The organism is Pseudotamlana agarivorans, assembly GCF_018860245.1.
In the GTDB taxonomy this organism is placed as follows: Bacteria; Bacteroidota; Bacteroidia; order Flavobacteriales; family Flavobacteriaceae; genus Pseudotamlana; species Pseudotamlana agarivorans_A.
Map to the genome: position 1 here is coordinate 268,878 of NZ_JAHKPD010000008.1, position 13,177 is coordinate 282,054.

13 protein-coding genes and 1 tRNA gene are annotated in these 13,177 nt (G+C 34.5%); 10 read left to right on the forward strand and 4 right to left on the reverse strand.

Annotated features, from left to right (window positions below):
- Nucleotides 1–108 precede the first annotated feature (108 nt).
- Nucleotides 109–2,853: a 2-oxoglutarate dehydrogenase E1 component gene (locus KO493_RS03950; RefSeq protein WP_216066644.1), complete on the forward strand. Its 2,745-nt coding sequence runs from the start codon at nt 109–111 to the stop codon at nt 2,851–2,853.
- Nucleotides 2,854–2,890: 37 nt separating this feature from the next.
- A complete protein-coding gene (gene odhB / locus KO493_RS03955) occupies nt 2,891–4,099 on the forward strand; it encodes a 2-oxoglutarate dehydrogenase complex dihydrolipoyllysine-residue succinyltransferase (RefSeq protein WP_216066645.1) in 1,209 nt (402 codons plus the stop codon).
- A gap of 423 nt (nt 4,100–4,522) precedes the next feature.
- On the opposite strand, the gene KO493_RS03960 is transcribed toward odhB, so the two are convergent.
- On the reverse strand, nt 4,523–5,173 hold the full coding sequence (locus tag KO493_RS03960) for a response regulator (RefSeq protein ID WP_216066646.1): 651 nt from the start codon (nt 5,171–5,173) through the stop codon (nt 4,523–4,525).
- A 12-nt stretch (nt 5,174–5,185) separates the two neighbouring features.
- Nucleotides 5,186–5,629, reverse strand: a complete 444-nt coding sequence (locus KO493_RS03965) for a retropepsin-like aspartic protease family protein (RefSeq protein WP_216066647.1) — start codon at nt 5,627–5,629, stop codon at nt 5,186–5,188.
- A gap of 85 nt (nt 5,630–5,714) precedes the next feature.
- Here KO493_RS03965 and KO493_RS03970 point away from each other — a divergent pair, with 85 nt between their 5' ends.
- From KO493_RS03970 to KO493_RS04005, 8 genes are all read left to right on the forward strand, one after another.
- Complete coding sequence (locus tag KO493_RS03970) at nt 5,715–6,482, forward strand: TatD family hydrolase (RefSeq protein ID WP_216066648.1); 768 nt, start codon at nt 5,715–5,717, stop codon at nt 6,480–6,482.
- 3 nt (nt 6,483–6,485) lie between these two features.
- Entirely contained in the window at nt 6,486–7,517 is a 1,032-nt protein-coding gene (locus KO493_RS03975; protein WP_216066649.1) for an asparaginase, read from the forward strand.
- Between the two features lie 72 nt (nt 7,518–7,589).
- Nucleotides 7,590–7,677, forward strand: a tRNA-Ser gene (locus tag KO493_RS03980).
- A 75-nt stretch (nt 7,678–7,752) separates the two neighbouring features.
- Nucleotides 7,753–8,523, forward strand: coding sequence for a MotA/TolQ/ExbB proton channel family protein (locus tag KO493_RS03985; protein WP_216066650.1), 771 nt, complete (start codon nt 7,753–7,755; stop codon nt 8,521–8,523).
- A 27-nt stretch (nt 8,524–8,550) separates the two neighbouring features.
- Complete coding sequence (locus tag KO493_RS03990) at nt 8,551–8,982, forward strand: hypothetical protein (RefSeq protein ID WP_216066651.1); 432 nt, start codon at nt 8,551–8,553, stop codon at nt 8,980–8,982.
- A 3-nt stretch (nt 8,983–8,985) separates the two neighbouring features.
- A complete protein-coding gene (locus KO493_RS03995) occupies nt 8,986–9,573 on the forward strand; it encodes an ExbD/TolR family protein (protein WP_216066652.1) in 588 nt (195 codons plus the stop codon).
- A 23-nt stretch (nt 9,574–9,596) separates the two neighbouring features.
- Nucleotides 9,597–10,073, forward strand: coding sequence for an ExbD/TolR family protein (locus tag KO493_RS04000; protein WP_216066653.1), 477 nt, complete (start codon nt 9,597–9,599; stop codon nt 10,071–10,073).
- A 104-nt stretch (nt 10,074–10,177) separates the two neighbouring features.
- Entirely contained in the window at nt 10,178–10,870 is a 693-nt protein-coding gene (locus KO493_RS04005) for a porin family protein (protein WP_216066654.1), read from the forward strand.
- Nucleotides 10,871–10,878: 8 nt separating this feature from the next.
- Here KO493_RS04005 and KO493_RS04010 read toward each other — a convergent pair whose 3' ends face one another.
- The gene (locus tag KO493_RS04010) at nt 10,879–11,484 is read right to left on the reverse strand and encodes a hypothetical protein (RefSeq protein WP_216066655.1); all 606 of its coding nucleotides are present in this window, start codon (nt 11,482–11,484) and stop codon (nt 10,879–10,881) included.
- The gene (rpoN, locus tag KO493_RS04015) at nt 11,484–12,944 is read right to left on the reverse strand and encodes an RNA polymerase factor sigma-54 (RefSeq protein WP_216066656.1); all 1,461 of its coding nucleotides are present in this window, start codon (nt 12,942–12,944) and stop codon (nt 11,484–11,486) included. Before rpoN ends, KO493_RS04010 begins: the two co-directional genes overlap by 1 nt.
- Nucleotides 12,945–13,177 lie beyond the last annotated feature (233 nt).

Genomic DNA, 13,177 nt, shown 5'->3' on the forward strand with positions numbered 1-13,177 from the left:
ATGATGATGAACAGCTATAAATATAGTCAAAGAATCATCTAATTTTACTAAAAGTTGTATTTTTGAGAAATATTTTTTTGAAAAAACTACAGGAGATTAATACTAACAATGGATAAATATTCTTTTTTAAACGCTGCACACACAGCGTATTTTTCCGACTTATATAATCAGTATTTAGAGAACCCAGATAGCGTAGAGCCTAGTTGGAGAGCCTTTTTTCAAGGTTACGATTTTGGCGCTGAAAACTATGACTTAGATGGCGAGATTATAGAAGGCGTTTCAACTCAAATACCTGAACACGTACAGAAGGAATTTAATGTGTTAAGACTAATTGATGGCTATAGAATGCGCGGGCATTTGTTTACTAAAACAAACCCAGTTCGCGACAGACGAAGCTATACGCCAACATTAGAGTTAAGTAATTTTGATCTTTCAGATAGTGATTTAGATACGCTTTTTAATGCAGGCGAAGTTTTAGGTGTTGGTCCAAAAACATTAAGAGATATCGTTAAGCATCTTAATAATATTTATTGCGAATCTATTGGTGTGGAGTACATGTACTTAAGAAACCCAGAGGTAATTAAGTGGTGGCAAGATCAATTAAACAAAAATGATAATCACCCAACATTCTCGGCCGGTACTAAAAAGTATATTCTTTCGAAGTTAAACCAAGCGGTCACTTTTGAGAATTTTTTACAAACAAAGTATGTTGGTCAAAAACGTTTTTCTTTAGAAGGTGGCGAGTCTCTAATTCCTGCAATTAGTAACGTGCTATTCTATGCTTCTAAAAAATACGATGTTAAAGAATGTGTATTAGGAATGGCTCACCGTGGTCGTTTAAGTACTTTGGTAAATATTTTTAGAAAACCAATGAACGAGCTTTTTAGTGAGTTTGATGGTAAAGATTTTGAAGACGAATATATCGATGGTGATGTGAAATATCACTTAGGATTAACACTTGATAAAACCTACCAAAATGGTAAAACTATCAAGATGAATTTAGTGCCTAACCCATCGCACCTAGAAACTGTTGCGCCGGTGGCGGAAGGGATTACTAGAGCAAAAATCGATAATGATTATGGTGGTGATGATTCTAAAATTATACCAATTATAGTACATGGTGATGCTGCAGTTGCTGGTCAAGGTGTGGTATACGAGGTGGCTCAAATGAGTCAGCTTAATGGTTATAAAACAGGTGGAACTATTCATATTGTAGTAAATAACCAAGTTGGGTTTACAACCAATTATTTAGATGCACGTTCAAGTACGTACTGTACAGATGTGGCTAAAGTAACGTTGTCTCCAGTATTACACGTTAACTCTGATGATGCTGAAGCAGTAGTTCACGCAGTTGAATTGGCTTTAGAATACAGAATGCGTTACAAAAAAGATGTTTATATCGATTTGTTAGGCTATAGAAAATATGGGCATAACGAAGGTGATGAGCCAAGGTTTACACAGCCTAAATTATATAAGCATATTTCAAAGCATGCTAATCCATTTAAAATTTATGCGGATAAGTTAGTTGCCGAGAATACAATTGATAAAGATTATTCTGCACAAATTGTTGCCGAATTTAAAGAAACGCTTGAAACAGCATATACACAATCTAAAGAAGACGACTCTTCTAAGGTACGTGAGTTTATGATGGAGCGTTGGACAGGTTTTGTGCGTCGTGGTGTCGATGCGATGTTAGAACCTGCAGATACAGCTTATGCTCAAGATAAATTAAAAGATATTTCTAAAATTGTATCTACAGTTCCAGAAGGTGTGAAGTTTTTACGTAAAGCAGAGCGTATTCTTGATGGTCGTGCAAAAATGGTTTTTGAAACTGATAATTTAGATTGGGGTATGGCCGAAACTTTGGCCTACGGTAGTTTATTAGAAGAAGGTTTCAATGTACGTATATCTGGTCAAGATGTAGAGCGTGGAACATTTAGTCATAGACACGCCATTTTACGCGATGAGATTTCAGAAGAACGCATCAACTTATTAAATACAAACCCAGCGAACAAAGGAGAAATGTATATTTACAATTCTTTCTTGTCTGAATATGGTGTTTTAGGTTTCGATTATGGTTATGCCATGGCAAACCCAAATACATTAACCATCTGGGAAGCACAGTTTGGAGATTTTAGTAACGGTGCACAAATTATATTCGATCAATACTTATCGGCCGCCGAAGATAAATGGAAGTCGCAAAACGGTATTGTTGTTTTATTACCTCACGGTTACGAAGGGCAAGGCTCGGAGCATTCATCTGCAAGAATAGAGCGTTACCTTCAATTATGTGGTAATGATAACATGATTGTTGCCGATTGTACAACACCTGCAAACTTTTTCCACTTATTACGTCGTCAAATGAAACGTGATTTTAGAAAACCTTTAGTTGTATTTACACCTAAAAGTTTACTACGCCACCCTAAAGCGGTATCTTCAATTAGCGAATTAGCTACAGGAGGATTCCAAGAAGTTATTGACGATACCATTAACCCAGATAAGGTTAAGAAAATAGTGCTTTGTACTGGTAAATTCTACTACGATTTGTTAGCAAAACGAGAAGAATTAGGTACAGAAGATGTTGCTTTGGTAAGAATCGAGCAGTTATTCCCGTTACATATTGATAAAATAGAAGCAATATTGAAACGTTATCCAAACGTAGAAAAGTATGTTTGGGCTCAAGAAGAACCTAAAAACATGGGGGCTTGGATGCACATCGCTCAGCGTTTGGAAATTGTGAAATTAGAGGTTTGCGCTAGAGCATATAGCTCGGTACCTGCTCCAGGTTCAAGTACCAGAGATAAAAGAAGACAGCAACAAGTAATTAACGCTGTATTTGATATAAAAAGTTAGATTAAAAGAAAATAAGATACCATTAAAATTATAAAAAATGATTTTAGAAATGAAAGTCCCTTCACCGGGGGAGTCTATTACAGAAGTTGAAATTGCAACATGGCTTGTTGAAGATGGCGATTACGTTGAAAAAGATCAAGCTATTGCTGAAGTAGATAGTGATAAAGCAACACTTGAATTACCAGCTGAAGTTAGCGGTATAATAACTTTAAAGGCTGAAGAAGGTGATGCTGTAGAGGTTGGTGCTGTTGTTTGCTTAATTGATACAAGTGCAGAAAAACCAGAAGGTGCTGCTCCTACAAAAGAGGAGAAAAAAGAAGCGGCTCCGGCTGCTGAGGCTCCTAAGGCTGCAACGGAATCAAAAACTTATGCCACAGGAAGTGCTAGTCCTGCAGCTAAGAAAATATTAGCTGAAAAAGGGATAGAAGCGGGTGCTGTTTCTGGAACTGGTAAAGCTGGTCGTGTTACTAAAGAGGACGCTATCAAAGCGGTACCTTCTATGGGAACACCAACAGGTGGATCTAGAGGAACAAGCCGTAGCAAGATGTCTATGTTACGTAGAAAAGTAGCAGAGCGTTTAGTTGAGGTTAAAAACACAACGGCTATGCTAACAACTTTTAACGAAGTTGATATGTCTCCTATTTTTGCATTACGTTCAGAGCATAAAGAGGCTTTCAAAGCAAAACATGGTGTTGGATTAGGGTTCATGAGTTTCTTTACTCTTGCTGTGGTTAGAGCTTTAGAAATGTATCCTGCTGTAAATTCGATGATGGATGGTAAAGAAATGCTTTCTTATGATTTCTGTGATATTAGTATTGCGGTTTCTGGTCCTAAAGGATTAATGGTACCTGTAATTAGAAATGCTGAAAACTTAAGTTTTAGAGGTGTTGAAGCAGAAGTGAAACGTTTAGCACTACGTGCTAGAGACGGGCAAATTACTGTAGATGAAATGACAGGCGGTACATTTACAATCACTAACGGTGGTGTATTTGGAAGTATGTTATCTACACCAATTATCAACCCGCCTCAAAGTGGTATTTTAGGCATGCATAATATTGTTGAAAGACCTGTTGCTATTGATGGTAAGGTTGAAATTAGACCAATTATGTACGTAGCCTTATCTTACGACCATAGAATTATTGATGGAAAAGAAAGTGTTGGATTCTTAGTTGCTGTTAAAGAAGCCTTAGAAAACCCTACAGAAATTCTTATGAATAATGACGTTAAAAAAGCGTTAGAATTATAGAATAAAATTTAAGAAGTAATATAAAAAAGGGTGTTGATTTAGATCAACACCCTTTTTCGTTTTCATAATTTTTAGTTGATAATAGCATTAAACAAAAAATACGTAAATATTCACTGTTAATATGAAAACTACAATAACAGTAAGTGCTATGATACAATACCTGTCGAATGTTCTGTTTTCCATGAGAGTTGTTGTTTAGTATTTGAGATTAAATGTCTTTTAAAACTCTGCATCGTTTTGATCCGATGCAGAGTGTAATAAAAAAAATTCTCTCTCAAAAGAATTAATAGCAATACGAAGGTACAGTAGACAGCCGAAAAAAAAAATACGCACTTCTACGTATTTTAAGTCAAAAGTTAGTTTTTAACTGTTAAAAGCAGGGTAAAATATTTTTGCAGTGTATAATCTTGTGGGATAATTATTTCATTCCTTTAGTTTAAAAAGGATTCTTTTATTTCCCAAAGCCCAAATTACAAGTGAAGTGGGGCTGTTACTTAAATTTAACTTATTAACTATATTGCTACGGTGTTTATCTACAGTTCTTACAGAAATTGATAAATGATCGGCAATTTGCTGGCTCGTTTTATGCTTAGAGATAAGTTTAACAATTTTTAATTCCGATTTGGTCAAACTCCGCATTTCTTCAGTAGGCTGATTATCTATATGGTCGGGATCCAAATGTGCGTCTATTTCCTTACTAAAATATGTTTTTCCCTGTGATAGTTCGTCAATACAAGCATCAATTTGTTCAAGGGCAAATTCTTTAAGTATATAACCCTGTACTTCGTATTCTAGAGCTTTGTTGTAAAAATATTCATCAATATTTAAAGTTAGAAGCACAATTTTGGTCGATAATTTATTTTTATGGCACAGCTCTGCGACATCCAAGCCAGTCATAACAGGCATGCTAATGTCTAAAATGGCAATTTCTGGTTTAAATTTTAATATTTGGTTGTACGCGGTTTGGCCGTCGTCTGAACTCGCAAGTATTTTATAACCTTGCTGGTTTAAAAAATCTAATAAACCACGTAAGATGAGCGGATGGTCATCGGCGATTGTAATTGAAGCTTTCATTTAGTTATGCTATTAACTCAACTTTAAATATAGGTATTTCTTTTCGTAGTCTATAACAGCTTTGCCTTTTTTTAAAATATCTGCCCCAATTATACCATCGACAGGTTTTGAATTGTGGTTAATTAAAGCTGTATTGACATGAGTAAGGTTGAATAATATGAGAACAACCTTATTATTTGACCATTTTCCAATTTTAACTTTATTTTTTTTCGATAGTTTGGTTTCCATGTTCGTAGCTCCTGCTCCAGCGGCTCTAATTAAAGAATCTTCAGCTTCTAATTTGAAAGTTTCTATAGCTTCAAACCCAACGCAAGAACTTGACGCACCAGTGTCTAAAATAAATAGCCCCTTTTTTCCATTAATGGAGGCTTTTATTTCAAAATGATTCGTTTTGGTAAGGTGTAATTTTACTTTTGAATAGCCTTGATTGGTAAGGAATTGTTGAAGCGTTTCCATAACATATTGTTTTAAGCAAATATAATCCTATAAAAACGATTATTTTTGCTGAAATAGTATTGAGATTCAATTTAAACTTTTGCAATTGATTATTACAGACACACACACACATTTATATAGCGAATCTTTTGATGAAGATCGTGATGAACTGATCCAACGAGCCATCGATCAAGGGGTTTCAAGATTTTTTATTCCAGCGATAGACTCAAATTACACCGAGTCGATGTTTCAGCTGGAAAAGCGATTTCCAGAAAATATGTTTCTAATGACGGGCTTACATCCCACGCATGTTAAAGAAAATTTTAACGAAGAATTGCAGCATGTTGAGGATATGTTGGGAAAACGTCATTTTTATGCAATAGGGGAGATTGGCATCGATTTGTACTGGGATAAATCTACATTAGCGATGCAGAAAGAAGCATTTATACGGCAAATCCGATTAGCAAAAAAACATAAATTACCAATCGTAATACATTGTAGGGAAGCATTTGATGATATATTTGAAGTTTTAGAGCAAGAAAAGGCGGAAGATTTATTCGGTATATTTCATTGTTTTACTGGAAACTTGGAGCAAGCGCATCAGGCCATTTCCTATAATATGAAATTAGGAATTGGTGGTGTGGTGACCTTTAAAAACGGAAAGATCGATCAGTTTTTAAATAAAATCGACTTAAAGCATATTGTATTAGAAACCGATTCTCCTTATTTGGCACCAGTGCCATATCGTGGAAAACGAAATGAAAGTCTTTATATATTGAAGGTTTTAGAAAAACTATCGCTAATATATGATGTGCCAGAAGAAGAAATAGCCGAAATTACAACGCAGAATTCAATTGATATTTTTAAGGTATAGTAAATGAATAATTCCAAAGCAAATATTTTATTAATCTATACAGGGGGAACGATTGGTATGGTGAAAGATTTTAAAACGGGAGCCTTGAAATCTTTCGATTTTAAAACACTACTAGACCAAATACCAGAATTAATGCTTTTGGACTGTGATATCGATACGGTTTCTTTTAAAAAACCAATTGATTCTAGTAATATGAATATCGATTGTTGGGTGCAAATTGCGCAGCTTATAGAAGATAATTATGATGCTTTTGATGGTTTTGTGGTGCTTCATGGAAGTGATACTATGAGTTATACAGCTTCCGCTCTTAGTTTTATGCTTGAAAACTTAGGTAAACCTGTTGTCTTTACGGGTTCACAATTGCCTATTGGAGATTTAAGAACCGATGCCAAAGAGAATTTAATAACCTCCATTCAGGTGGCTTCATTGCAAAGTGAGGGTAAGCCTCTTATAAAAGAGGTGTGTTTGTATTTTGAATACAAATTGTATCGGGCCAATAGAACAACGAAGTTAAACGCCGAAGATTTTCTAGCATTTTCCTCCTTTAATTATCATGATTTGGCCGAATCTGGTGTGCATCTTAAAGTAAATACTGAGTACTTATATAAGCCAGACGAGAAGAAAACGCTTAAGATACATAAGAATTTAGATAATAATATTGCACTCATAAAGGTTTATCCGGGCATTACGGAGGCCGTAATTCAAAGTGTTTTTAATACTCCAGACCTAAAAGCCGTAATTATTGAGACCTATGGTGCGGGTAATTGCACTACAGAATCATGGTTTTTGAATATTTTAACAAAAAATATTTTAAACGGCATTCATATAATAAATATTACACAATGTGTAGGAGGAAGTGTTATGCTCGGGCATTACGAAACCAGTAGTGCGCTAAAAAATATTGGCGTGATCTCTGGAAAAGACATCACAACTGAAGCGGCTCTTGGAAAATTAATGTTTTTGTTAGGACAAAAAATATCGGGTAACCTGTTCAAAACCATGTATGAAACGCCATTACGCGGAGAATTGTCTTAAAATTAACCTTCAAAATTTTACCGTTCAAAGATTTTTTTGTTATTTCATCCCCGTAATTAAAGTAACATAAATAGAGAGGTGGCCGAGTGGTCGAAGGCGCACGCCTGGAAAGTGTGTATACCTCAAAAGGGTATCGAGGGTTCGAATCCCTTTCTCTCTGCTGTGATTTTTTGTTATTTAATTGCATTTTTTTTTTATCTTTAACCCTTTAACTAATAAAATTAAGATCTAGAACATGAAAAGATTATTTTCTATCCTTGCCATAACAGGAATGATGGTATTTGGAACTGCTAATGCAACTACAATTGCAAGTACAACTACTACGACAACAGTAGCAACAACAATTACACAAGATGATGCTGCTCCTGCTGAGACTTTAGGGTTTCACCAACAATTAAAAAAGAGATTTATTGAAGGTGGTCCTGGTTTTATGGGGATCGTATTATTATGTTTAATTCTAGGTTTAGCAATTGCTATTGAGAGAATTATCTTTTTAAACCTTTCTACTACAAATACTAAAAAATTAACTCAAGAAGTTGAGGACGCATTAGCATCAGGTGGTGTTGAAGCTGCTAAAGAAGTTTGTAGAAACACAAAAGGTCCTGTTGCATCTATCTACTATCAAGGTTTAGATAGAACAGATGAAGGTCTTGATGCTGCTGAAAAAGCTGTTGTAGCTTATGGTGGTGTTCAAATGGGACAATTAGAAAAGAATGTATCTTGGATTTCTTTATTTATCGCTCTTGCACCAATGCTTGGTTTCATGGGTACGGTAATTGGTATGATTCAAGCCTTTGATAAAATTGAGGCAGCTGGTGATATGCAACCTTCGCTTGTAGCAGGTGGTATTAAAGTAGCACTTTTAACAACTGTATTTGGTTTAGTAGTAGCGATTATACTTCAAATTTTTTACAATTACATTATTGCTAAGATTGATAGTATCGTTAACAACATGGAAGATGCTTCTATTACGTTAATGGATCTATTAATCAGACACAAAAAGTAAGAGTAACAAATTTAAAAGACTAAAATTATGGGTTTACATAAAGTATTAAAAATAGTGGCTTTTGCTCTTGCTATTATTGGTGCCATTTTTGCACTAATGATTATGACAGGAGACGATGAGACTGCTTTAAGTATGAGTGGAAACATGCTATATATAGCCTACACGGTGTTAGGTATAGTATTGTTCCTTGTATTATTATTTGTAATTAAAGGTCTGTTTTCAGGAAATATTAAAAAGACAATAATGACTGTGGGTGCTTTTGCGCTAGTACTTGTTATTTCTTATAGTTTATCTTCTGGTTCAGATTTAAATTTAACACCTTTTACAGATAAGGGATTAGACGTTAATGAAGCAACATCGAAAAATGTTGGCGCTGGATTAAATGCATTTTACATTTTGGCAGTTATTGCCATTGGATCGATGCTTGTTGGTGGAGCGAAAAAATTATTTAATAAATAAATTATGGCAAAAAGAGCATCACCAGAAGTTAATGCAGGCTCTATGGCCGACATCGCGTTCTTGCTATTAATATTTTTCTTAGTAACTACAACAATTGAGACAGATTCGGGTATTAACCGTAAACTTCCTCCAATGGAAGACAGTGAACAAGATGTTATTATTAAGCAAAAAAATATTTTCACTGTTCTTTTAAACGGGAAAGATCAATTGCTAGTAGAAGATGAACTTATGGAGCTTAAAGATTTAAGACAAGCTGCTAAGGAATTTTTAGACAACGGTGGTGATAGATCTTGTGATTACTGTGAAGGGTCTAAAGATGCGGCTTCATCAGACAATCCAGATAAAGCGATCATTTCGTTAAAGAACGAACGTGAAACTACTTATAAAACTTATATCGCTGTACAGAATGAATTAGTGGCAGCATATAACGAATTAAGAGATAAAAGGGCACAATCATTATATGGTAAACCATTTAAAGAAATGGAAGCTAATTATAATGATGTAAATTGGCCAGGGAATAAAGAAAAGTTGAAGGAGCAGATTGAGCAAATTAAGCTTGATTACCCTCAAAAACTTTCAGAAGTTCAATAGATTAAAAATAACATTTAAACTATATGTCTAAATTTAAAAAGAAAAAAGACGGAGGAATCCCTGCGGTTAATACAGCAGCTTTACCCGATATTGTATTTATGTTATTATTCTTCTTTATGGTTGCCACAGTAATGAGGCAAAATACTTTAATGATTGAGAATAATTTACCTTTTGCAGATCAAGTAGAGAAGCTAGATAAAAAGGACTTGGTTATGTATATATATGCAGGAAAACCAAGTGAAAATTACAAGCAATATGGAACAGAAGCAAAAATTCAATTAAATGATAAGTTTGCAGATGTAAAAGAAATTGCTGCATTTATCGCTTCGGAAAGAGCTTCGAAAAGAGAAGAATTAATCCCATTTTTAACTACGGCTTTAAAAGTAGACAAAGGTGCGAATATGGGACTAATTGGAGATATTAAACAAGAACTACGTAAAGTTAATGCGCTTAAAATAAACTACACTACCAAAAAAGGTACTGTGTTTGGAAGAGATTAATTTACATTCTTAATTTTATAATAAAGGCGTTTTGATTTTATCAAAACGCCTTTTATTTTTTTAATACCTTTATTGTTTTAATTGTATTCAAAGATTTTCTATTAATGAAGTATATCTTTATTATTTATTTTTTGCTATTTAATTCGATCTTCTGTATGGCGCAAGATGTGGCTATTAAAGCAGTCGATTCGCTTTATAAAGAAGATCATTTTTATGCTGGAATTACTTATAATTTTGTAAGTAACCGCCCTGATGGTTTAGAGCAAAATGGTTTTTCTTGGGGTTTGAATGTTGGTTATATCAAAGATATGCCTATTAATAAAGCTAGGAATAAGGCTATTGGTATAGGTTTAGGCTATGCCACCGATGCCTATAACCATAATTTGTTAGTCACCGAAGCTAGCAATGGTGGTTTTCAGTATGAAATTCTTGATGAGGGAAGCTCTTACTCCAAAAACAAATTTTCTTTCCACCTTATTGAAATTCCTATAGAATTTAGATGGCGTACTTCAACCCCAACTGATTACGCGTTTTGGCGCATTTACGGCGGTTTTAAGTTTGGTTATGTGTTTAGTGATACTTCCAGCTATAAAGGGGAATTAGGTGAGTATAGATACACGAATAATAGCGATTTTAATAAGTTTCAGTATGGTTTAATGCTTAGTGCGGGTTATAACACCTGGAATTTTCATGTTAATTATTTACTGAATCCTATTTTTTCAGATAAGGCGCAATTAAATGGGACCAATATAGATATGAGTATTATAAAAATCGGACTCATATTCTATGTTCTCTAGGTCTTCTTTCACAACCAATAAGGTACAAGTATTAATTGCGGAATAAAGCCGATAAAAGCGCCTGTAATGAGTTCTATGTTGTTATGAGCTTTCAAGTGTAGTCTTGAAGTTGCTACTGCTCCTGTTATAATAGCCATTAGTGCCAAAGTACCATTAATATTTATACTATAATGGATGCTTAATGCAATAAAAAACATGATTAGTCCGTTAACGCCAATCATATGAATGCTAGCTTTGAAACCGAATACTGCAAGACACATGCAGGCCATATTGGCGATTAGAATGCCAATAAAGAAGTAGTACAATTCAATGGATTGGTTTGGTGGTAATATCTTTTTAATGACTAAGAGTAGAATGATACAATTCAGCGCAAGAGGAAGTATGCGTTGTTTTGCAGTTGTAAGATGAATACTTTGGACTTTACCGATAATTTTTAGAAGAAAAAATAGTAGTATTGGTAATACGACCGTAAGAATTAAAAGCGAAATTAATTTTGCGGTTATAATTTCAACAGGAATAAATCTTGGGGATTTTGCGAAATAAAATACAACACCTAAAACAGGCATGAGTAATGGATGAAAAATATACGAAATACTCTTTAACAGTTTATCCATTATATTTTTTTACGTAATCGAGCCACTGGAATATCTAATTGCTCCCTATATTTAGCAACTGTTCTTCGCGCAATTGGGTAACCTTTCTCCTTTAAAATCGATGCTAAAGTTTCATCGGTTAATGGTTTTTTCTTGTTTTCTTCTTCGATTACGGTTTCTAATATTTTTTTAATTTCTCTAGTAGAAACGTCTTCACCTTGATCATTTTTCATCGATTCTGAAAAGAATTCTTTAATCAGTTTCGTACCGTAAGGTGTATCGACATATTTACTGTTTGCCACGCGTGATACCGTTGAAACGTCCATAGAAATTTCATCGGCAATATCTTTTAGTATCATGGGTTTTAAGTTGCGTTCATCACCTGTTAGAAAGTAATCTTCTTGATAATGCATGATGGCACTCATGGTTACAAAAAGTGTTTGCTGACGTTGTTTAATAGCTTCTATAAACCATTTTGCAGCATCTAGCTTTTGTTTGATGAACATCACAGCATCTTTCTGAGATTTAGATTTCTCCTTAGATTCTTTATACCCTTTAAGCATGTTATTATAAGCACTGGATACATGAAGCTCTGGAGCGTTTCTTCCGTTAAGTGTTAATTCCAGCTCACCATCAACAATTTTAATGGCAAAATCGGGAACCACATGCTCTACAATACGGTTGTTTCCAGCGTAGGTTCCACCTGGTTTCGGATTTAAATGTTCAATTTCTGAAATCGCTCCTTTAAGCTGCTCTTCAGTAATATTAAATTTCTGAATTAATTTTTTGTAATGCTTTTTGGTGAACTGATCAAATGCATGATCAATGATAGCTGTCGCTAACTCGGTATCTGCTGTTTTATCCTTTCGGTGTAATTGAATACTTAAACATTCTTGTAAGCTCCTTGCTCCAACACCTGAAGGATCCAGTTGATGTACAATTTTTAAAACCTTTGTTATGGCTTCTTCAGTCGTATAAACATTTTGAGTGAAGGCCAGATCATCCATGATATCGCTAATTTCGCGCCTGATATAACCACTTTCATCCACACTTCCTACTAAAAATTCCGCGATATCACGTTCTTCATCGGTTAATCGATAGGTGTTTAGTTGACTAATTAAATACTGTGTGAAGGACGTTCCCGCGGCATAGGGCATGGTTTTTTCTTCATCGTCGCTACTGTAATTGTTCGCTTGTGTTCTGTACTCCGGTATTTCGTCATCACTTAAATAATCATCAACATTAATATCATCGGTATTGATGGTTTCATTGTCATCATAGTCATCTGAGGTATTATCGAAATCGGAATCTAAATCACTTAAACTTTCTTCTTTACCCCCTTCTAAGGCTGGGTTTTCTTCCAATTCCTGCTTTAAACGCTGCTCAAACGCCTGTGTAGGCAACTGAATCAATTTCATTAATTGAATCTGCTGCGGTGACAGTTTTTGTGATAATTTAAATTGTAAATGTTGTTTAAGCATGATTTATGTTTACATATATCAAAAATAATTAATTTACCTTAATTAGTCGATGTGATACAGGCCTTTCTTGCATTATACCAATTTAAGCCCATAATGCCGTATTTTTAATTTGAATAATTATTTGTTCAGATGATATAGAAAATTCAAGCATAGCAATAGCTACGGTTTTATTTTATATTAAAATATGGGTGAAAAAGAAACAAATCATATGCCAGATTACAGACCTAAAATGG

Coding starts and splice junctions, on each gene's coding strand:
- KO493_RS03950 (WP_216066644.1), top strand. CDS start 109: ATGGATAAATATTCTTTTTTAAACGCTGCACACACAGCGTATTTTTCC.
- odhB (WP_216066645.1), top strand. CDS start 2,891: ATGATTTTAGAAATGAAAGTCCCTTCACCGGGGGAGTCTATTACAGAA.
- KO493_RS03960 (WP_216066646.1), bottom strand. CDS start 5,173: ATGAAAGCTTCAATTACAATCGCCGATGACCATCCGCTCATCTTACGT.
- KO493_RS03965 (WP_216066647.1), bottom strand. CDS start 5,629: ATGGAAACGCTTCAACAATTCCTTACCAATCAAGGCTATTCAAAAGTA.
- KO493_RS03975 (WP_216066649.1), top strand. CDS start 6,486: ATGAATAATTCCAAAGCAAATATTTTATTAATCTATACAGGGGGAACG.
- KO493_RS03985 (WP_216066650.1), top strand. CDS start 7,753: ATGAAAAGATTATTTTCTATCCTTGCCATAACAGGAATGATGGTATTT.
- KO493_RS03990 (WP_216066651.1), top strand. CDS start 8,551: ATGGGTTTACATAAAGTATTAAAAATAGTGGCTTTTGCTCTTGCTATT.
- KO493_RS03995 (WP_216066652.1), top strand. CDS start 8,986: ATGGCAAAAAGAGCATCACCAGAAGTTAATGCAGGCTCTATGGCCGAC.
- KO493_RS04000 (WP_216066653.1), top strand. CDS start 9,597: ATGTCTAAATTTAAAAAGAAAAAAGACGGAGGAATCCCTGCGGTTAAT.
- KO493_RS04005 (WP_216066654.1), top strand. CDS start 10,178: ATGAAGTATATCTTTATTATTTATTTTTTGCTATTTAATTCGATCTTC.
- KO493_RS04010 (WP_216066655.1), bottom strand. CDS start 11,484: ATGGATAAACTGTTAAAGAGTATTTCGTATATTTTTCATCCATTACTC.
- rpoN (WP_216066656.1), bottom strand. CDS start 12,944: ATGCTTAAACAACATTTACAATTTAAATTATCACAAAAACTGTCACCG.